12 protein-coding genes are annotated in these 21,172 nt (G+C 61.1%); 7 read left to right on the forward strand and 5 right to left on the reverse strand.

The genetic code is table 11. The annotated features are described in order from the left end of the window. Positions 1 to 41 precede the first annotated feature (41 nt). A complete protein-coding gene (locus tag RT551_RS01965) occupies positions 42 to 4,595 on the forward strand; it encodes an RHS repeat-associated core domain-containing protein (protein ID WP_313455339.1) in 4,554 nt (1,517 codons plus the stop codon). Beyond that, positions 4,592 to 5,059: a hypothetical protein gene (locus tag RT551_RS01970; protein ID WP_313455341.1), complete on the forward strand. Its 468-nt coding sequence runs from the start codon at positions 4,592 to 4,594 to the stop codon at positions 5,057 to 5,059. Before RT551_RS01965 ends, RT551_RS01970 begins: the two co-directional genes overlap by 4 nt. Positions 5,060 to 5,923: 864 nt before the next feature. Here RT551_RS01970 and RT551_RS01975 read toward each other — a convergent pair. From RT551_RS01975 to RT551_RS01990, 4 genes are read right to left on the reverse strand one after another with little or no spacing between them, the layout of a single operon-like run. Then, the gene (locus tag RT551_RS01975; protein ID WP_313455342.1) at positions 5,924 to 6,496 is read right to left on the reverse strand and encodes a response regulator; all 573 of its coding nucleotides are present in this window, start codon (positions 6,494 to 6,496) and stop codon (positions 5,924 to 5,926) included. Between the two features lie 48 nt (positions 6,497 to 6,544). Next, positions 6,545 to 7,156 (reverse strand): dephospho-CoA kinase, encoded by a 612-nt coding sequence (gene coaE / locus RT551_RS01980; RefSeq protein ID WP_313455344.1) that lies wholly within the window; start codon positions 7,154 to 7,156, stop codon positions 6,545 to 6,547. A gap of 24 nt (positions 7,157 to 7,180) precedes the next feature. Continuing rightward, positions 7,181 to 8,044 carry an A24 family peptidase gene (locus RT551_RS01985; RefSeq protein WP_313455346.1) on the reverse strand — a complete coding sequence of 288 codons (864 nt, stop codon included), beginning with the start codon at positions 8,042 to 8,044 and terminating at the stop codon, positions 7,181 to 7,183. A 9-nt stretch (positions 8,045 to 8,053) separates the two neighbouring features. Beyond that, positions 8,054 to 9,313: a type II secretion system F family protein gene (locus RT551_RS01990; RefSeq protein ID WP_313455347.1), complete on the reverse strand. Its 1,260-nt coding sequence runs from the start codon at positions 9,311 to 9,313 to the stop codon at positions 8,054 to 8,056. 358 nt (positions 9,314 to 9,671) lie between these two features. Between RT551_RS01990 and RT551_RS01995 the strand changes: the two genes are divergently transcribed. From RT551_RS01995 to RT551_RS02005, 3 genes are all read left to right on the forward strand, one after another. Then, positions 9,672 to 10,088 carry a pilin gene (locus RT551_RS01995; RefSeq protein ID WP_313455349.1) on the forward strand — a complete coding sequence of 139 codons (417 nt, stop codon included), beginning with the start codon at positions 9,672 to 9,674 and terminating at the stop codon, positions 10,086 to 10,088. Between the two features lie 101 nt (positions 10,089 to 10,189). Continuing rightward, a complete protein-coding gene (gene pilB / locus RT551_RS02000) occupies positions 10,190 to 11,917 on the forward strand; it encodes a type IV-A pilus assembly ATPase PilB (protein ID WP_313455350.1) in 1,728 nt (575 codons plus the stop codon). Positions 11,918 to 11,988: 71 nt separating this feature from the next. Beyond that, positions 11,989 to 12,402 (forward strand): pilin, encoded by a 414-nt coding sequence (locus RT551_RS02005; protein ID WP_313455352.1) that lies wholly within the window; start codon positions 11,989 to 11,991, stop codon positions 12,400 to 12,402. Between the two features lie 41 nt (positions 12,403 to 12,443). Here the strand turns inward: RT551_RS02005 and RT551_RS02010 are convergent, their stop codons facing one another. After that, entirely contained in the window at positions 12,444 to 12,881 is a 438-nt protein-coding gene (locus RT551_RS02010) for a hypothetical protein (RefSeq protein WP_313455354.1), read from the reverse strand. Between the two features lie 195 nt (positions 12,882 to 13,076). Here RT551_RS02010 and RT551_RS02015 point away from each other — a divergent pair, with 195 nt between their 5' ends. Beyond that, entirely contained in the window at positions 13,077 to 16,097 is a 3,021-nt protein-coding gene (locus tag RT551_RS02015; RefSeq protein WP_313455355.1) for a fused MFS/spermidine synthase, read from the forward strand. Positions 16,098 to 16,367: 270 nt separating this feature from the next. Beyond that, positions 16,368 to 20,939 carry an RHS repeat-associated core domain-containing protein gene (locus RT551_RS02020; RefSeq protein WP_313455356.1) on the forward strand — a complete coding sequence of 1,524 codons (4,572 nt, stop codon included), beginning with the start codon at positions 16,368 to 16,370 and terminating at the stop codon, positions 20,937 to 20,939. The last annotated feature ends 233 nt before the right edge of the window (positions 20,940 to 21,172 follow it).

Below are 21,172 nucleotides of genomic sequence, written 5' to 3' on the forward strand. Positions count from 1 at the left end.
TTGGCGATGTAATCTCCGCTTACATCCAAGGAGGGCTTCAGATGGCATACGGAACATGCAGGTTGATTTTTGTGCTGCTACTGGCGGTGGCCGGTGCGGCCCTTGTTCCGGCTGCGAGTGCTCAAGAGGGATACGCTCCCTTTTACCGTTGGACCGTAGAGAATCATTACTCGCAGAGCAGCCCGGAATGGCATAACCGGATGTTCACAACACCGGAGGAGTCCTTCGTCATCGAATGGGCCAGAGATTCCGTGGGAAAGCCTTGCACCCCACAGAGTGTCCGTCGATGGGACTATCTGGATTGGCATTACACGGAGAGTGTTCCTTCGTTTCCTTACAAGAATTCCATAGCCAGCGCGCGCTACATGCTGGTGGAGTGCGATGGCTCGGAGGTAAACGGCCCGTACCTGTATCCGTCATACTCCATTCGTCACTGGATGTGCGCTGACGGCGAGTGGCGTGAGCCATTGATCTACACCGATTCCGAGGTGTGCACCGTGCAGGACGACGTTCCAGAACTGGCCCCCAACCTGGGCCCCCCGGACTGTGAACATCAATGCTTTGGAGATCCGATCAACTCGGCTTTGGGTAACAAGTATGAATCCCGCACAGAGTATGAGGCGGGTTCACGATTCCTGAGGCTGGACTGGACTTACAACGCTCGCGCTGTATCTGGTAGCAGCATTGCCGGCAACATTCTCGGGCGCGGCCGTAGCACCAATCTATCGCCCAGCATCAGCCACTTCACCCGGTTGCTGGTCTCCATTGGGAGAGGTGCCGCACGCGCTGCGCCGACAGAAACCACGGTCTACCTTACTCGACCTAATGGAAAGATCCTGCGCTTCCGCGATGTGGGTGATGACTGGGAGGCTGCACTTCCCGATGGCGGACGTCTGTTCCGGCATGGTGAGGAGGTATGGGAGTACCAGAGCAAGGACGGCGTTAGCGAATTCTTTGGTGCTCGCGGTCGCCTCGAGCGCATCCAGGACCTGCAAGGGCAGTTCGTGGAACTGGACTACGACGACAGGGGGCGCGTCATTCTCATGACTGATGCGCAAGGACGATCGCTGGGCTTCATCTACAATGAAAAGGACCACCTGGCCTCGCTGCTGCTCCCGGAGGGAGGAGTGACGACGTTCTCGTATACGTCCACCGGCTATCTGGAGCGTGTGACATATCCGGATGGCACAGGAATCACCTATCTCTATGATGAACCGGACTATTCGGCTTCGAGCAAGATCGGATTGCTGACCGGGGAAATCGACGAAAAGGGCGTGCGCCGCTCCACGACGTGGTATGACGGCAACGGCTTCGCCTACAAGACAGCATTGGCAGGTGGAACGGATACCCAGTCCGCACAATACACGGCATCCAACAACGGGAAATACAAGCGCAGGACGGTGGTGACCAGCGGGCTTGGCTCAACGCGTACGACGGATTTCATCGTACGGCGCGGCAAGCTTGTCACCGCGGCGAATGAAGAAAGCTGCGTCGGCTGTACACCCGTTGTATCCACCTACCTCTACAACGATGCTGCGCTGGTCTCATCTATTTCCCGAAACGGCATCGTTGAGAATCGAGAGTACGATGCGGCCGGCAACGAGCGTCTGCGGGTAGAAAATGCCGCAGGCACTGGCTCGGACAAGCGCCGTATCGAAACGTTGTGGGCTGCGGACCGCTCCAGGCGGCTTTCTGAAACGGTATACGGTCATGACGGTGCGCTCATCCGCGCAAGAGGCTGGACCTACAATGCACGCGGCCAGGTGCTCAGCGAGTCTGTCAGCGATGGCTTCGGCAGCAAGCGGACGTCCACCTTCACCTATTGCGAAGCGGGAGATGTTTCGAATGTCGCGCTGGGGTGTCCAAGCGTCGGCCTTCTGCGCTTGATCGATGGACCCCGAACCGACGTTGAAGACGTCACCCGGATTGCCTACTACCGCGCGGACGATACGGGGTGTGATACCGGGGGGGCTTGTGCATTTCGCGCGGGTGACATCGCCAGGACGACGAATGCAATGGGCCATTCGGTGGACGTTCTTGCCTACAGCGCAGCGGGTCGCCCCTCGGTCGTAAAGGACGCTAATGGCGTTGTCAGCAACTATACCTATAATGCCCGCGGCTGGGTGACGTCGCTCGCCGTACTAGTAGGCAGTGCTGGATCGATTGGCGACCACGCGACTGTCGTGGACTACTGGCCAGGCGGTCAGGTAAAGCGCATAACGGCACCAGATGGTGACTGGATTGCCTATGCCTACGACGAAGCGGACCGTTTGATTTCCATTGAAGACAATACGGGGAATCGTATCCACTACAGTCTGGATGCCGTAGGTAATCGCATAGGCGAGCAGGTTGTCGGCGACGATGGTGCCGTCAAGCTGCTGCGTTCGCGCATCTTCAACGCAATGGGGCAGTTGGTAAATATTGTCGACGCGGCGTCGAACAGAACGGCGTTCACCTACGACGCAAATGGAGATCAGGCCTCGGTGACGGACGCATTGGGCCGGCGCACGCTGCAGGAATACGACGGCCTCAAGCGATTGAAGCGGGTCATCCAAGACGCAGGTGGCATCGCGGCGGTGTCCCGGTTCAGCTATGACGCCTTGGACAATCTCTCCATGGTCACGGACCCCAAAGGTTTAGATACGACTTACCGTCACAACGGTCTGGGTGACCTTTCCGGAATGATGAGTCCAGACACAGGGGAAACTGTCTTTTCCGTCGACGCCGCCGGAAATCGCACTCTTCGTACCGACGCCCGTGGGGTGACCGCCCACTATCAGTACGATGCACTTAATCGTCTGTCGTCAGTTTCCTACCCGGATTCCAGCCAGAGCGTGCACTATACCTACGACGTGGCTCCAGATGCATGCGAGGCTGATGAGCGCTTTGCCAAGGGGCGGCTGGCTCGCGTGATGCATGCTGGAGGTGGCACGGAGTACTGCTTCGACCATTTGGGGCAAGTCACACGCAAGGTGCAGGCCGTTAACGGCGTGAGCAGCACGCTTCGCTATGCGTACACTCAGGGTGGCCACCTTGCTCGAATTACCTATCCCGATGGTAGTGTGGTCGATTATGTGCGCAACGCAATGGGGCGGATCGCTGAGATTGGGCTCATGCGTCCCGGTCAAGGTCGAGAGGTTGTCGTCACTTCAGTCATTTATGCGCCGTTTGGGCCTCCTATTCGCTGGGCTTATGGCAACGGCCGCACATTGGAACGGCCCATCGACCAGAACTACAGGCCGCTGGCGGTGCACGACGGTCAGCCGGATGGGTTGTCGCTCGGCTTCGAATACGATTCCGTCGGATCCTTGGTGAAATTGAAAAACGGCGACGGCGTCGAGACATTAGCTTCGTATGGCTATGACGCCTTGGGCCGCCTTACCCAGACACGGGACGGCGCTACTAGCACCCCGATCGAGACGTACGCCTACGACGCTACTGGGAACCGCCTCTCGCTCACGACCTCTGCCGGCATCCAGCTGTACCAGTATCCGGCCACCAGCCACCGCCTTATCGGCGTGAATGGCGAAGCGCGGCACCTGGATGCGGCAGGCAACACCCTCACCATCGGTAGTCGTGCGTTCGCCTACAACGATGCCAATCGCATGAATGAAGTGAAGCAGAGCGGCGCGGTGGTGGAAACCTATCTCTACAACCATCGTGGCGAACGCATCCAGCGCAGCCCCGCAGGAGGCGAACCCCAGTTCACCGTGTACGACGAAGCGGGGCAATGGCTGGGCAACTACAACAGCATAGGGCAGTCGCTGCAGCAGGCCATCTGGCTGGACAACTATCCAGTGGCATTGATCAATGCGCCGGCCGTGGGTGTACCGGAAGTGGCATTCATCCAACCCGACCACCTGGGCACCCCGCGTGTGGTGATTGACCCGGTGCGCAACCTGAGCGTATGGGAGTGGAGCAGCAAGAGCGAGGTGTTTGGGAACCAGGCTCCGAGTGGTGATCCGGATGGGGATGGGGTCGCGTTTGAGCTGGCGCTGCGGTTCCCGGGGCAGCAGGCAACAGATGCTAGCGGGCTGTTCTACAACTACCAGCGCGAGTATGACCCGGCGGTGGGTAGATATTCGCAGAGTGACCCGATTGGCTTGAGAGGGGGGGGTAGTATATATGCCTATGTTCGCGGAAATCCGGTAAGCCTCGTTGATCCACTGGGTTTAGCTGATCGTTACGTCTTTGATGGATCAACGCTCACGGGTTACAACAGGTATGCACCGCCGCCGTTCGACTCTGCTCTTGTGGGTTCCGGACTGCCGCAATGGACGCCTGAAATTAGCGTGCCAGCCGTGTCAGGGCCTTGGGGTGACGGCAAGCTGCCGGCAGGCACCTATGGCGGAAGGAATTTGAGGAAGCGCTCCGACAAAGCCATGACATGCCCCGGCGGCAATGGCTACAGTTTGGATTTGGATGACAAAGGTGGGAGATCACTACTTCGAATACACCCTGATGGCAATGTGCCGGGCACTCTGGGATGTGTAGGCATTGTTTGTGGGTATCAAAACCAAGTCTTCGATTCTCTCCAAGACGGATTGCAGAGAAATGGTGGTGAGATCACTCTCGAAGTGGACTATGGCCCATGAAAACTTTTGCCAGGCGAATCCAATGTGGACTGACGGTGTTGGCTCTGTTGCCGGGAGCCAGCCTTGCAGGTGATCGTGACGCAAAGACAGATTTGATAGCGGTCAGTTCAAGAATGGTGAAAATGTATGTCAGCAGCACTCCTCATAATGCAGGCGACACCGACGGCCAGTTCATCGAAGATGAAGTAATTCCGGCTGTTCATGAAGTAGTAGTGAGAGGGGGCGCGCAGTTAACTAAGGCGCAGTATTTAGCGGCGCTCGACTTCATCATCGCTTCTAAGCCGCTGGCTAGCGAGGGAGTCAGCGACATTGCAGCAGCGCTATATCTTCCGCAAAAAGCGAGGCTGTGTTCCTCCATCGCTGCCTTTAGCCAGTCGAGAAGAAAGATCGTTCTTGATCAAGTAAGGAGTGGCTTGGCCGCTGCGGGGAGACCTCTCCCTCGGGTCATTTGCAATAGCAAATAGGCGGGTATCGAACCCGCCGCGCATTAGAAGCAAGAGTACTGCGCATGAAGCCCTGCCTTGACTTGGTGGGGCTTCTTCTTTAGCGGCTAGCCGTTTGCTGTTGCAGCACGGTATCGAGCATCTGCATGACAAAGCGCTGCTGCGCCTTCGGCAAGCGGGCGGCTAAAACTAGAACAGGGTGGCGAACAGCACCGCAATGCGTTGCGTTACATCGATGAGGCCAGGGCGATACGGATGGTGCCGGAAGTAAATTTAGCCCTACGCCACGTATTGCGAAGGCGGGAACGATCCGGATTACGTCAAGGCGAAGCATTACTACTTGCGCGCAGCCCTGGCAGGTCGCTTTGCAGGCTTCTTCGGATACGCCGCTGCGTCTAGGGAGATGGGGCACAATGTTCGAGCGCATGTAGCTGATGGTCTGCGGCTCGTTGCCGGGTCATTCCTGTTCTTGTTTCTGGGAAAGAAGGCTAGAAAGACGTTGTGATGACATGAAGCCCCGCACACGCGGGGCTTCTTCGTTAGCCGCTGCGGTTGCTGTTGTTGTCAGAAGCCGCGCTTGCTCAACGCATGGCGATAGTCGTGATCCCACGCCACGCGCTTCAACGCCTGCGCGGCGTTGGCTAGCCACCGGCTGATGCCGTCCTCGCCGTAGCGTTGCAGCCACGCCGTGCCCTCGCGCTGCGCGTCGTCCGCTCCAGAGCAGCCGGGCAGAGCCCGGCTCTACGGCACTGGGAGTGAGAGTGCAAGTTATACGCGTGGACGCGCATGTCGCATCCTACAGGTGCACCCCGTGTAGTAACGGGCTATGCCCGTCAACGCATCAGACCAACCGGGTAGAGCCGGGCTCTACCCGGCTTGCACACATCAATCGATCACCCCCCCCGGCCTACGTTGCCGCACCAGCAACTGCGTCATCACCGCCCGCAGCGCAGGCGGCCTCACCGGCTTCGGCAGGAATCCCCAACCCTGTTCCGCCGCGTGCGCCTTCAACGCGTCATCGCGCTCAGCGGTCACCAGAATCAGCGGCGGCCGCACCTGCCACGGCAGGCACAGTTCTTCATACAGATCACGCCCGTGCCATTCGCCCATGCGCACGTCCAGCAGCAGCAACTGCGGTACGTTGAATGCTGAGGCAATCTCCACTGCAGCCTGCAGCCCATCGGCCAGCTCCACATTGCAGCCCCAGCGCTCCAGCAGCGCACGTGTCGCGGCACGCGCGCGCGGGTCGTCGTCGATGCTCCACACCGGGCACCGGCGCAGGGGGCTTTCATCGCCCGGGTCAGCAGGCGCAACAACCGGTGCCGGTGCAACCACCGCCTCGGCCTTGCCCAGTGCCGCGGTCACGCAGAACACGTTGCCTTTGTCCACCATGGAGCGCAGGCCGATGCGGTGGCCCAGCAGCCGCCCGATGCGCTCGACAATGGCCAGCGCCAACACCGGACCACGCTCCTGCTCCACACCATCGTTGGGGGCATCTGCGTTCAGCTACAGGGCGGCTAGATACCGATAGGTCGCATCCAGACGCTTCACCTCGGCGGCCAGCGCCTCCGGCTCCCCGTCATTCACCACCACATCATCGGCCAGCGCCAACCGGTCCTCCCGGCTGGACTGCGCGGCAATCATCCGGTCCGCCAGCTCCCCGGTCACCCCATCGCGCAGCATCAACCGTGCATGCTGCACCGCCACCGGCGCGTCGACGACTAGGATCCGGCTCAACCAGGGATATTTCTTTCGCCCACCAGCCTCGGCCAGCAACGGAATCGCCGCAATCGCATAAGGACTGGTCGCCGCCTCGCACACCTCGCGCAGCCGCTGCCGGATGGCCGGGTGGGTGATCGCCTCCAGTGCCTGCCGTTCTTCAGCGGAAGCAAAAATCCGCTCCCGCAGCGCAGCCCGGTCCAGTGACCCATCGGCCAGCAGCACCCCGTCCCCAAAGTGCCTCACGATCTGCTTGAGCCCCGGGCTTCCAGCGGCCACCACCTCGCGCGCCGCAATGTCGGCATCGGCCACGGTGATGCCCAGCGACTCGAAGCGCCGGCTGACTTCACTCTTGCCGGCGGCCACGCCGCCGGTCAATCCCACCACGAACAGGCTCATCGCCTTGCCCTCATCGCCCTACGGTCAGCGCAGGCCGGACATGCTCATATAGCTGTTGATCAACGGCTCGCCCCACATGAACACGATCCAGCCCGCTATCGCCAGGTAAGGCCCGAACGGAATGGGCGTGGCCTTGTCGCGGCCGCGCGCGTACAGCCACACCGAGCCAATGATGGCCCCGAGCACCGACGACAGCAGGATGATGGGCAGGACGCCCTTCAACCCGCACCAGGCCCCCAGCGCCGCCAGCAGCTTGAAGTCGCCATGGCCCATGCCTTCCTTGCCGGTGATCTGCTTGAACAGCCACCATACCGACCACAGCGACAGGTAGCCCACCAGGGCCCCCAGCAGGGCGGGTTTGGCCGGCATATAAAGATTGTCCACGCTGGCAATCAACCCCAGCCACATCAAGGGCAGGGTGAGCTGGTCGGGCAGCAGCTGGGTGCGCAGGTCAATACCGGACAGGGCCACCAGGAAGCAGCTGAGCACAATGGCCCCGAAGCCCTGCCAGCCAAAGCCGAACTGCCACACGCTGGCCACCACCAGCAGGCAGGTGACCAGCTCCACCAGCGGGTACTGGATCGAGATGGGGGCATGGCAATGGCGGCACTTGCCGCGCAGGGCCAGCCAGCTGAACAGCGGAATGTTCTCGAACCAGCTCAGCTTGTGCTTGCAGTGCGGGCAGTGTGACGGTTCCACCACAATACCCGGCGGTGGCGGCTCGTAGATGTCTTCCTCTTCCAGCACCTCGCGGGCGTCACGCCGCCACTGCCAGTCCAGCCGCTTGGGCAGCCGCAGGATCACAACGTTCAGGAAACTGCCAATTAGCAGTCCCAGTCCGGCCGCGGCGGGATAGCCGAGGCCGGGGTGCTGGTCAAGAAATGCCATTGTTACCTTTTAGCCGACGACGGCACCGAGTTTGAAGATGGGCAGGTACATGCCGATGACCATGCCACCGACAATGGTACCAATGAACACCATGATCATCGGTTCCAGCAGGCTGCTCAAGGCATCCACGGCGTTGTTCACTTCCTGCTCGTAGTACTCGGCCACCTTGAACAGCATGGTGTCCAGCGCACCGGCCTCTTCACCGATCGCGGTCATCTGCACCACCATGTGCGGGAACAGGTTCACCTGCTTCATCGCCATGTTGACCGGGTAGCCCACCGAGACGTCGTCGCGCATGCGCAGCACGGCCTCTTCGTAGACCTTGTTGCCTGTCGCGCCAGCCACGATGCCCAGGGCTTCCACCAGCGGCACACCGGCCTTGAAGGTCACCGCCGTGGTGCGGGCGAACCGGGCAATGGCGCTGTTGTTCATGATCTGCCCGATCACCGGTACCTTCAGGATCCAGCGATCCATCGTGTGCTGAAGCTTCGGCGACCGCTTGTAAGTGAAGATGAAGCCGAAGATTGAGCCGCCGACGATCAGGCCCATCAGCCACCAGTACGAAACCATGAACCTCGATAGATTCACGATTATCTGGGTGAAGGCCGGCAGTTCCGCACCGAAGCCCGCAAACACCTGTTCGAACTGCGGCACCACGAAGATCAACAGGATGCAGCTCACCAGAATGGCGACCACGATCACCATCGCGGGGTAGAACATGGCCTTCTTGATCTTGCCCTTCAGGGCTTCCATGTTCTCTTTATACGTAGCCACCGTGTCGAGCACGGTTTCCAGTACACCGGCACCTTCGCCGGCCCGCACAAGGTTGCGGTACAGCTCGTCGAATTGAACCGGGTGACGGCTGATTGCCTCATACAGCGAGGAACCCCCCTCGATGTCGGCGCGGATGCCATCCACCATCTTCTTCATGCGCGGGTTCTTATGCCCGCTGCCAATGATTTCCAGGGCGCTGACGATGGGCACGCCGGACTTCATCATGGTCGCCATCTGGCGGCTGAAGAAGGCGATGTCCTTGGCACCGACCGGCTTGCCCGCCTGCCCGAACAGGGGTTTAGGCTTCGCCTTGACCACTTGGGGATTGATCCCCTGGCGGCGCAACTCTGCACGCAGCAGGTTGGCGTTCTTCGCCACCTGCTCCCCTTTCATCTTAATACCCCGCTTGTCGGTCCCCTCCCAGACAAACGGTTGCATTTCCGAGGTGCTTCGCGCCACGGGCTCTTTCTTGATTGCACTACGGCTTACGGACATACACAGGCTCCCCAGCCGCGCCATCCCCAGGCGGGCTTCTCAGCCGAATGGTAGCCGGTTCCGGGCCGGAGTGGCATCCCCGCCGGGGTGGCAAACCGTGACCCTTGTCGTGGACCGGTGCCGTCACAAGGTGACGCAGGGCGTCACAATGCAGGTTCTGTCGCAAATTGCTGCGACAGGGGTTCCATTCCTGAGGATTGCTGCCATCATTGCGCCGGGGAAATGCTGGGGAGCATCGCCGAGCACTTGGCACGCAACCTGCTATCAACCACCCGCAGGAACTGGCCCTGCTCAACCGCACCAGCGGTCAGGCCTGATTCCGGTGTCCGTTTTTTACCTACCTCTAGGGGATGTACAAATGAAGAAGCAGCAGGGCTTTACCCTCATCGAACTGATGATCGTGGTCGCGATCATCGCCATCCTGGCCGCCATCGCACTGCCGGCTTACCAGGACTACACCGTCCGCTCGCGCGTTGCTGAAGGTATGGGCCTGGTGTCCGCTGCCAAGGTGAGCGTGGTTGAGAACGCTGCCAACGGCAATGCGTTTGCCAGCGGCTACACCAAGCCGACCGCTACCGTCAATACCGCTGACGTCGCCATCGCTGACAACGGCGTGATCACCCTCACCACGACTGAGCGCGCTGGTAACGGCACCATCGTGTTCACCCCGACCCCGGCTCTGGTCGCTGGCACCCCGCCGGCAACCAACGTCACCTGGGATTGCAAGACCGGTGGTTCGGTTCCGGCCAAGTACCGCCCGGCAGAGTGCCGCTAAGGCTTAGGTGCGCTTAGTTTGAAGAAAAACCCCGCACATGCGGGGTTTTTTTTGCGGTAGGTTAGGCTATACGCCTGAAGATTGTCCTGGGGAACCCATCAATGAACGCCATCGTCACCGCTAACCTTGTCGGCATCACCGGCATCGCCCGTCGCTTGGTTCAAGATGGCGTGCTTGAGGAGGCGGCTGCGCGCGATGCGATGGCCAAAGCAGCGGCGGCAAAGCAGCCGCTGCCCCAGTACTTCGCCGAGAAGAAGCTGGTAACGGCGGCGCAGTTGGCAGCCGCCAACGCACTGGAGTTCGGCATGCCCCTGTTGGATGTGGGGGTGTTCGACAGTGCGCAGAGCGCCATCAGCCTGGTTAGTGAGGAGCTGCTGCGCAAGCACCACGTGCTGCCGCTGTTCAAGCGGGGCGGCAAGCTGTTTGTGGGTACCAGTGACCCCACCCATTCGCTGGACGAGATCAAGTTCCACACCAATCTGGTGGTGGAGCCCATCCTGGTGGACGAAGAGCAGATCCGCCGCACGCTGGAACAGTGGCAGTCCAAGCACGACAACCTGGGCGGTGCGCTGGGGGGCGGTGACGACGACATGGGGGACCTGGAGGTCTCCGGTGGCGATGAGGACGGCGGCAGCACCGATTCTGGTGTGGACGCCAAGGGCGATGACACCCCGGTGGTGAAGTTCGTCAACAAGGTGCTGGTGGATGCCATCCGCAAGGGCGCTTCGGATATTCACTTCGAGCCCTACGAGGACGATTACCGCGTCCGCTTCCGCATTGACGGCCTGCTGAAGAACGTCGCCAAGGCCCCGGTCAAGCTCAATCAGCGAATTGCCGCGCGACTGAAGGTCATGTCGCAGTTGGATATCGCGGAAAAGCGCGTGCCGCAGGACGGACGCATCAAGCTCAACCTGTCCAAGACCAAGCAGATCGACTTCCGTGTAAGCACGCTGCCCACGCTGTTCGGCGAGAAGATCGTGCTGCGTATTCTGGACGGCAGCGCGGCCAAGCTGGGCATCGACAAGCTGGGCTACGAGGACGTGCAGCAGAAGCTGTTCCTGGAAGCCATCCACAAGCCCTACGGCATGGTGCTGGTGACCGGTCCCACCGGCTCGGGTAAGACGGTGTCGCTGTATACCGCGTTGGGCATCCTCAACGACGAAACCCGCAACATCTCCACCGCCGAGGATCCGGTGGAAATCCGCCTGCCCGGCGTGAACCAGGTGCAGCAGAACAACAAGCGTGGCATGACCTTTGCCGCCGCGCTGCGCTCGTTCCTGCGACAGGATCCGGACATCATCATGGTCGGCGAAATCCGCGATCTGGAAACGGCTGAGATCGCCATCAAGGCGGCACAGACCGGCCATATGGTGCTGTCCACGCTGCATACCAATGACGCCCCGCAGACCATCGCGCGACTGATGAACATGGGTATCGCCCCGTTTAATATCACCAGCTCGGTCACCCTGGTCATTGCCCAGCGTCTGGCCCGCCGCCTGTGCAATAACTGCAAGCGCCCCGTGGATCTCCCTGCGCATGCCTTGCTGGCTGAAGGCTTCACCCAGGCGCAACTGGATGCCGGCATTACCTTGTACGAAGCGGTAGGCTGCGATGAATGCACGGAGGGCTACAAGGGCCGTACCGGCATTTACCAGGTCATGCCGATGAACGAAGAAATCTCGGTGATCGTCCTGGCTGGTGGCAACGCCATCCAGATTGCGGAAGCTGCGCAGAAAGCCGGCATCAACGACCTCCGCCAGTCGGCCCTGGTCAAGGCCGCCGCAGGTACCACTAGCTTGGCTGAAATCAATCGCGTGACCAAGGACTGATCGAGACCCCTTACTTGGCACGAAACCTGCTTGGGTGTTTCCCATTACTGGGGATGAAAGGCGGGGCAGGCGTGAAAAGCACTAAGGGGTTCACCCTGATCGAGTTGATGATCGTTGTGGCGATCATCGCCATTCTGGCAGCTATCGCGTTGCCGGCGTATCAGGACTACACGATCAGAGCGCGGGTGACGGAGGCGCTGTTCCTGGCGTCGTCGGCCAAGGTGACGATTGGCGAGAACATCAACAACCTCAATGCGTTGGATGCGACAGTCTGCCAAGGGGTGGAGAACATGACCACGGCAACGCGGAATGTTGTGTCCATGGAATGCGCGGGCAATGGTGTTCTGACCATCATCACCACCGAAAGAGCCGGTGCTGTGACGTTGCTGCTGCGGCCCAGCTATGTCCCGAACGATGCCATTCGCTGGCAATGCGTGCGGACGGCGGGCGAGAACAGTCACGTACCGGCTGAGTGCCGGACATGATGTGATGGGTGCCAGGCCAGCAGCCTGGCACCCGACTTGCGCTACTTGATGCTGAAAAGGTACATGTTCACCGCGCCGACGCCGGTCGACTGATCGGCGTAGATGATGGTGAGGGGAATGGCATCCCCGGCGTTGCAGGTCCATGGGGCGGGTGCTGTCTTCAGAATCGTGGCCACACCGTTCGCGGCCACTGACATGCACCCCTTCGGTCGATAGATCAGTTTGGATGATCCGGTGACGTCCTTTGCCTTGCCATTTGGGTCGATGAGCTTGACCTTTATTTGGAACGACGAGCCCTGAGCGACCTTGGTCGGATTGATGCCGGGAGCGGTGCCGGTACCAAACTGCGACAGGTTGCCTGAAGCCATTGAAAGCTCCCACTCTCCAACCAGCTCACCTTGAGGGATCGATGCCTTCAGGCTGGAGGTGGGGCGGCCGTCGTCCTGGGCAAATACCCCGGGCGCGACAGCGAGGAGCATTAGGACTGCTGCGGCTAGACTACGCATACTTCTCCTTGCGCTTTGCTGAAATCCCTAAGTTCTACTTCCCTTGGCCGTTTACATCTTGAAGCTGAAGGGGCCAGTCCAGATCAGGAAGATGCACTACTGTACTCGGCACTTCAATGCTGCTCGCATGGTCGGCGGCTGCCTCAATTCTGAACGGAGTAGACCGGCATGGCGCAGAGGCAAAGCAGGATAGGCGCATGCCTGCTGTGGATCTTCATCCTTTCCGGCTTCTCCGGGCTGATCTACCAGTCCATCTGGACCCAGTATCTGGGCCTGTTCCTCGGACATTCCGCGCATGCACAGTCGTTGGTGCTCATGTTGTTCATGGGCGGCATGGCGATGGGGGCGTGGCTGGTCAGTCGCTGCAGCGCAAGCGTACGCCGCCCACTGTTGGCCTACGCGCTGATCGAGGTGGTGATTGGCCTGCTGGGCCTGTGCTTTGACGGTGTCTACCACGGCTTGACCGGCTGGGCGTACGCCCAGCTACTCCCCGCGTTGCCGGCCGGGCAGTTGCAAGTGGTGCGCTGGCTGCTGGCGGCCGTGCTGGTGCTGCCGCAGTGCGTACTACTGGGGGCCACCTTCCCGCTGATGAGCGCTGGCTACATCCGCCTGAAGCAGCATGCGGAAGGGCGGGTGCTGGCGGGACTGTATTTCTCCAACAGCCTGGGCGCGGCCATCGGTGCCTTGGCTTCCACTTACCTGCTGCTGCCCGCCATCGGCCTGCCCGGAACCGTGTTTGCAGCCGGTTTGGTCAACATTGCGGTGGCCTTCGTGGTCATTCCGCTGAGCAGGCGCGAGGAAGGCAATGGCGCGCCTGCATCACCTGCGCCAGTCGCGGTGCCATCCGCACCGGTACTCCCGCGTCCGCTGCTGGTGCTGCTGGTCGCCGGGCTCACCGGCGCGGCCTCGTTCGTGTACGAGGTCACCTGGATCCGCATGCTGTCGCTGGCATTGGGCACCACCATCCACTCGTTCGAGCTCATGCTGGCCGCCTTCATCCTGGGCATTGCGATGGGCGGCCTGTGGCTGAAGAACCGCGCTGACCGGCTGGCGTCGCCGTTGGTCACCGCCGGCTGGGTCCAGGTATGGATGGGCATCGCCGCGCTGGCGTCGATGTTCGTCTACGCCAATGCGTTTGAGTGGGTGGGCTGGTTGATGCGGGTGATCGCCCGCAGCGCCGAAGGCTACGGCCTGTTCAATGTGGCCAGTGCCGTCATAGCCCTGCTGGTGATGTTCCCGGCCGCGTTCTTCGCCGGCATGATCTTGCCGCTGATCACGCTGGCGCTGCTTCGCCAAGGCCAAGGCGAAAAGGCCATTGGGCAGGCCTATGCGTTCAATACGGTGGGCGCAATTGTGGGCGTGTTGGCCGCGGTACATGTGCTGATGCCGCTGCTGGGGCTGAAGTACGCGCTGCTCACCGCCGCGATTGTGGATATCGGGCTGGGTCTGGTGCTGCTGGCCCGCTATGGCCCAGCTCAGTCCAGTCGTACTGCGCCCTGGGTGCCTGCCATGGTTGTTTCAGCTGTCGCGGTTGTGGGTGCGGTTGCGCTGGTGAGCTTCAATCCTGTCGTGCTCAATTCGTCGGTGTACCGCACAGGTGCCACCACGCTGGGTGACAGTTCGAAGGTGATCTATCACCGCGACGGTAAGACGGCCACTGTGGCGGTATTCGACCACGGTGCGAAGGGGCGGGAGATCCGCCGTATTGCCACCAACGGCAAGGTGGACGCGGGCATAGCCCTGCCTGCCGGGCAGCCAGCCAGTCCCGATGAGGCCACCATGGTGCTGCTGGCAGCGCTGCCGCTCTCGATGCGCGATGAATACAAGCGTGTGGGCGTGATCGGCTTTGGCTCGGGCATGACCACGCACACCCTGATGGGCCACGCCAAGGTGGGGCGGGTGGACACGGTGGAGATCGAGCCGGCCATGATTGAAGGTGCACGCCACTTTGGTCCGCGCGTGTCGCGCGCGTTCACCGATCCGCGCTCACATCTGGTCATTGATGACGCGAAGGCCTACTTCGCCTCCGTGCCGAACAAGTACGACCTGATCATTTCCGAGCCATCCAACCCGTGGACAGGCGGTACGGCTTCGTTGTTCAGCACAGAGTTCTATGAGTACATCCCGCAGCAGCTCAATCAGGATGGCCTGTTCGTGCAATGGTTGCAGTTGTATGAGATCACGCCGGAGCTGGTGAACTCGGTGCTGTCGGCGTTGCTGGCCAACTTCAGTGACGCGCGGGCGTATCTGGCTGACGAGGGTGACCTGATCCTGGTAGCGTCGCCGCACGGCAAGGTGCCCGAGCTGGGCGGTAACCTGTTTCAGCAGCCGCTGCTGGCGAAAGACCTCGCCCGCATCGGCGTGAGCAATCTGCGCGACCTGCAGGACACGGTGGTGATGAACCGCCAAGGACTAAAGGGTTTTCTGGAGCTGTACCCCTATCGCATGAACTCGGATATGTACCCGGTGCTGAAGCTGCAGGCTCCGCGTGCGAGGTTTGAGGGCGCGCAGGTGTCTGACTTCCATGCGCTGGGCACAGCGCCGTGGCCGTTGCTGCGGTACCTGGGCGGGCCAGCGCCGCGCACGGGCGTGCAGACGGACTCAAATAGAATGTCGCTAGGGGCGGTGCAAAGCGGGCAAGTAGCGGCGGGACTGTTCACTGCGCTCGTGGAGGGCGGTGCGGGCGCGCCAGGGCTCTTTTCAGAAGTGGATGCGCTGCAGGTGGATGCATTGCGAGGGCTGGCCGCTTCCTGTCAGCTCGGTCGGCAGCCGCTGCGCGACGCGACGCTGATTCTGTCTCTGGGCAGCAAGACGACGGCCTATCTGGATCCGGAACGGCTGGAGCGCATGTGGGGAAATCCGGAATGGCTGCGTTGCCCGGCGGGTAACGCCACTGTGGACACTGCACTGGAGCTGTTGGCAGCTGTAGCTGAAGATCGTCACGCCGATGTGCTGCGCCTGGGGCAGCAATTGCTTGAGAGCGAGCACGGGGCGGTCTTGCTGCGGGACGGCGAGGCGGCGATGTACCTGATGGGAGCGATGCAGTTTGCGGCGCTTTCGTCGGGCCAGTCGGAACTGGCCCAAGCCTTGGTGCAGCGTTACTGGGCGCGGATGGATCGGCGGGTGCAGGCCAGTGGGGCGCTGCGCCTGTTGGCGTTGTTGGCTTCGCGGGTAGAGCAAAAGCCATAAAGGGGCGTACATGGGCAAGCTTGCTTCCCACGCGTGGGCCTCGGCCACGCCCGACCTGGTGTTCTGTGAGGGTCGTTCCATATCCGGCGCCTCGCACGTGGCATCATTCGCGCGAGCGTGGGCCAACACGTAACGGAACGCGGCACCGGGACCCCGCCGCACTAAAGGGATTTAGGTATGCGATCTGCAGCGGCGGATGGTTTCGAGGACGGTCTGGCAGGGGTAGTTTCGGTGCGGAAGCTCGCGCCTCTCTCAGTAGGGGCGCGCATATTGGTCCTGCTGATTGGCATCCTAGCGGTCAACATGACCGCCATGGCCCAAGCTCCTCAGGTTTGGACCGCAGAGCCCTTCTCCGACAGGACTTTTCCAAGTGAGCCGGCGGCTTTGGCTGCCGTCAGGGCGCTGGGTGGAAAGTACATTCGTGCGGAAGTCATTCAGTCGGTATCAGTCTCCTCTGGCGACAATCGCGTCATCTATCGATACATGGCGCGCCCCCGTCCTCCGGAGACGGGTGAGTGGCACTACTACGGGAACGGTGTGGATCCTGCACCTGTATCTTCAGCAGAGGCAGCTGCTGCAATTACCTTGGCGAACTTTCAGTTGAAGTATCCCGAGTGTGGGTTTCAATCCATCGAGATTGAACGAGACTGGAAGTTGTTCGGTAGCGCGCTAGGTCTTCCAAGACTGTACGACCGCATCTTGCGGATGGTTGCGACGAATCAGAATCGATGCAGTCCTGTTTGGACGGTCCAGCATTGGAAGCAGCGTAGCGTGGAATGTGCCGCCTACATGGCCTGGAACGGCACTGAATGCGTGGCGCAGTCCATCGTGTCCATCTGGTCGACCACCATTCCCTGCGACCAATGCGACCTGCGTGGTAACCCGGTAAGCGTCGTAAGCGGCAGCAAAATCCAACGCGAGAACGACTTCTCGCTGGGGTGGTTGGATTTTTATCGAACAATGAATTCCTCGTACCAGATGCAGGGCGGCATGGGTCGCTATTGGTCGCACAGCCTAGGTATGCGGCTGTACGGCGCGAGCACATCCTACTCCGTGGTGGCGTACCCCAGCGGCAGCCTGCTGCGCTTCGCAAGCGGCGAGGCCATGGACGGCTCTGGTGCCACTCTTCGGAGCGCAGGTGGGGGTGAATACGATCTCTACCAGGAAGACGGCCGCTACCGGTTTAACGCCAGCGGCCGCCTATCAAGCATCGAACGCTACGCTGGGGACACCTTGAACATCGAGTTCGACGGCAAACAGCGCATCTCCCGAGTGGTTCACTCCAGCGGCAGAAGCGTCGACTTTGGTTACGACAACGCCTCGGCCCTCGGTGAGTCCGAGCTGACCTACATCAAGGACTTGGACGGTCCCCTCGTCACATACGCCTACGACGACCAGTTCCGCCTGCAAGGCGCTACCTACCGAAACGGCACCTCGCGCCGCTACCTGTACGAACACCCGGTCTACCCTTTCGCCCTCACCGGCATCGAAGACGAATCCGGCAGCCGCTACGCGACCTACGCCTACAATGACGATGGCCTGGCCATCTCTTCCGAGCATGCGGGCGCGGCCCAGAAGGCGACGTTTAACTACCAGGCCGACGGCAGCACCACCCACACCAATGCTCTTGGCGCGGTGGAAACGGTGACCTTCACCGCCGCAGAGCCGTACCGCAAGATCGCCTCCATCACCACAGAGGCCGGCACGGAGTCATGGATATATGCGCCCCGTACCGGCACCGGTAGCGACGTTCGTCGACGCGTGAAATCGCACACGAACCGCTCCGGCAGCGTGGACACCTACGCTTATCAGACCCTGACGGACCCCGTGTACGGCGCGGTTTCCATCAAGCGCAAAACCGAAGCCAGCAACCGCCCCGAAGCTCGCACCACTGAAGTCTGGAAGCAACGCGACACCAACCAGATCGTGAAGCAGGTCAGCCCGGCCCGCACAGTCACATGGCTGCGAAACTCCCGCGGCCAGATCACCCAGGAAACCACCCAAACCCCCGCCGGCGAAAGCCGCACCACCACCCACACCTACTGCGAAGCCGTAAACGTCCAAGCCGGCTGCCCAGTCCTCGGCCTCCTGCTTTCCACTGACGGCCCAATGCCAGGCACGGACGACACCGTGCGCTACACCTATTACCCCGAGGACGCCCCCGGCTGCGCCACCAGCGACGCCGCCTGCACCTACCGCAAGGGCGACCTCTGGAAGACCATCCAGCCCCTGGGTCACGTGACCGAGGTGCTGGCCTATGACGGTGCCGGGCGCCCGCACATGGTGATGGACACCAATGGCGTGGTCACCGAGTACCAGTACACCCCGCGCGGCTGGATGGCCTCGGCCACGGTGCGTGGCGACGACGATGCCTCCGGCACCGACGACCGCGTTACCACCATGGAGTACCTGCCCACCGGTCAGCTCAGCAAGGCCACTGCCCCGGATGGCACCGTGGTCACCTATACCTACGATGCCGCTCAGCGCCTCACTGCCATCGGCGATGGCGCAGGCAACCGCATCGAGTACACGCTGGATGCGGCCGGTAACCGGGTGCAGGAGGAGTACAAGGGGGCCGGCGGTGAGGTGAAGCGCACGCTGTCACGCGTGTACAACCGCCTGAGCCAGTTGGTGACCTCGGCCGATGGCCTCGCCAACCCCACCGACTTCACCTACGACGCCGAAGGCAACTTGAACTCGGTGATCGACGCGCTCGGCCGTGTCTCACGCCGCGAGCATGATGCCTTCGGCCGCCTGACCCGTCAGGTGGACGACGAAGGCGGTATCGCCGCCACCGTCGCAATGGCCTATGACAGCGACGACAACCAGACCCAGGTCATCGACCCCAAGCAGCTGCCCACCACCTACGCCTACAACGGCTTCGGTGACCTGCTGCAGCAGGTGAGTCCGGACACCGGCACCACCACCTTCAGGGTGGACGCCGCCGGCAACCGCACCACCCGCACCGACGCGCGTGGCGTCACCGCCACCTACCAGTACGACGTACTGGGCCGCGTCACCCACATCCGCTATCCGGATCCCACGCTGGAAGTGGCGTACACCTACGACATCGCCCCGGCCGTGTGCGCGGCGAACGAGCAGTTCAGCCGGGGCAGGGTGGGCACGGTGATCCATGCCGGCGGCAGCACCCAGTACTGCCATGACCGCTTCGGCCAACTCACCCGCAAGGTGCAGACGGTCAATGGCGTGGCCACCACCGTGCGCTATGGCTACACCGCCGGCGGCCGGCTGGCCGCGCTGACCTACCCGGACGGCACCGTGGCCGACTACCTGCGCGACAGCCTGGGCCGAATCAGCGAGGTGGGCGTCACCCGCCCCGGGCAGGCCCGGCAGGTGGTGGTGACCGATGTGACCTATGCGCCATTTGGCCCAGCGACGGGCTGGACGTATGGGAATGGGCGGACCCTGCAGCGGCCTGTGGATCAGGACTACCGGACCATTGCGGTGCACGACCCGGCACCGGGCGGGTTGTCGGTGGGGTATGGGTATGATGCGGTGGGTGGGATTACTGAGCTGACCAATGGCGATGGCACGGAGGTGCTGGCGCAGTACAGCTATGACGCGCTTGGGAGGCTGACGCAGACGAAGGATGGGGCTACTGGGACGCCGATTGAGACGTATAGCTACGATGCGACTGGAAACCGTACTCAGCTGACCACGAATTCTGTAACGCAGCAATACACGTACGAAGTGGACAGCCATCGACTGACGACAGTAGGCGGCGAGGGACGCGAGTATGATGCGGCTGGCAACACCCTGAGCATAGGTGATCAGGAGTTCGAGTACGGTGATGCGAATCGCATGAGCCGCGTCGTGCAGGCCGGGGTAGTGGCGGAGGACTATGTATACAACCATAGGGGCGAGCGCATTGAACGCTCGCCTGCGGCAGGAGGGGCGCGCTACACCCTCTATGATGAAACAGGGCAATGGATTGGCGACTACACGAGCACGGGTGAGGCTTGGCAACAGTACATATGGATGGATAACTTCCCTATTGCCCTGCTTAGCGCGCCCCCGGCTGGTTCGGCGGACGCCTCCTACATGCAGCCGGATCACCTGGGAACTCCCCGTTCGGTGATTGACCCCGTTCGAGACGTGCTCATTTGGGAGTGGAGCAGCAAGGGTGAGGCCTTTGGCAGCCAAGCGCCCACCGAGGATCCTGACGGCGATGGCCGCCTATTCCAAACTGCCCTTAGATTCCCAGGTCAGCAAGCCAATGGGGCGAGTGGGCTCATCTATAACTATCAACGAGAGTACGACGCGGTCACTGGCCGATACTCGCAGAGCGATCCGCTCGGAATTGATGCGGGAATGACGACCTATTCATACGTTGATCAGTCGCCGATTACATCTGTAGATCCGCAAGGACTGTTCTCGATCTACGCATACGAGCTTTACAACGGGCAATGGCGCTTTCGGTTTGATTTCCACCAGGCTTGTGTGCTTGGAGATTCGCCAATTGGCCATCTCGATCGTGGCTTCCAAAGGATTCCGTATGTTGGAAAGGTTCGACGTAAGCAGGTTGAGTTTGAGCGGCCGACTGGGGATGTTGATGCCCTGAATAAATGTGCTTGCCGTGCATTCGATTCTGAACTCAAGTCGCTGTTCATCTCCCGAGGTTGGTCGACAGGTGATCACTACGGTGGAAGTTCTTACGATGAAGCAACGGCAAGACAGATCATCTCGGCATTCCGCCAAAGGGTGGCGCAGCGGAATCGAGGTGTCGGTGAGGAGTGTGATCGCTGTGAGATCCCTTGGGATTCATTGATCTCCAGGGCAAAGGCAAGGGGCAAGCGCTTCATTGGCAATGGGGTCTACTAATGAACGGGTCGGCTCCACGAATTCTTACCTCCATTGCGTTCTTCGCAGTTGCGTGCGGCATTCTGGGTGTCTGCACATGGGTGCTGTTGCCGCATGTAGTCGAATGGGTTCTGCGATGCAGCACGGAGCGTGGCGGCAAGCTTTGCGGTGTTGCGGCATTCTTGGCCAACTACTGGTGGATTCTATTGCTGCCCTTACTGCTCTTGCTGGCACTCGCTTCGACATGGGTGTCG

The organism is Stenotrophomonas sp. (genome assembly GCF_032103445.1).
Taxonomy (GTDB): domain Bacteria; phylum Pseudomonadota; class Gammaproteobacteria; order Xanthomonadales; family Xanthomonadaceae; genus Stenotrophomonas.

Excerpts from the sequence above, each read along its gene's own strand:
- RT551_RS01965 (WP_313455339.1), top strand. The coding sequence starts at position 42 with ATGGCATACGGAACATGCAGGTTGATTTTTGTGCTGCTACTGGCGGTG.
- RT551_RS01970 (WP_313455341.1), top strand. The coding sequence starts at position 4,592 with ATGAAAACTTTTGCCAGGCGAATCCAATGTGGACTGACGGTGTTGGCT.
- coaE (WP_313455344.1), bottom strand. The coding sequence starts at position 7,156 with ATGAGCCTGTTCGTGGTGGGATTGACCGGCGGCGTGGCCGCCGGCAAG.
- RT551_RS01985 (WP_313455346.1), bottom strand. The coding sequence starts at position 8,044 with ATGGCATTTCTTGACCAGCACCCCGGCCTCGGCTATCCCGCCGCGGCC.
- RT551_RS01990 (WP_313455347.1), bottom strand. The coding sequence starts at position 9,313 with ATGTCCGTAAGCCGTAGTGCAATCAAGAAAGAGCCCGTGGCGCGAAGC.
- RT551_RS01995 (WP_313455349.1), top strand. The coding sequence starts at position 9,672 with ATGAAGAAGCAGCAGGGCTTTACCCTCATCGAACTGATGATCGTGGTC.
- pilB (WP_313455350.1), top strand. The coding sequence starts at position 10,190 with ATGAACGCCATCGTCACCGCTAACCTTGTCGGCATCACCGGCATCGCC.
- RT551_RS02010 (WP_313455354.1), bottom strand. The coding sequence starts at position 12,881 with ATGCTCCTCGCTGTCGCGCCCGGGGTATTTGCCCAGGACGACGGCCGC.
- RT551_RS02015 (WP_313455355.1), top strand. The coding sequence starts at position 13,077 with ATGGCGCAGAGGCAAAGCAGGATAGGCGCATGCCTGCTGTGGATCTTC.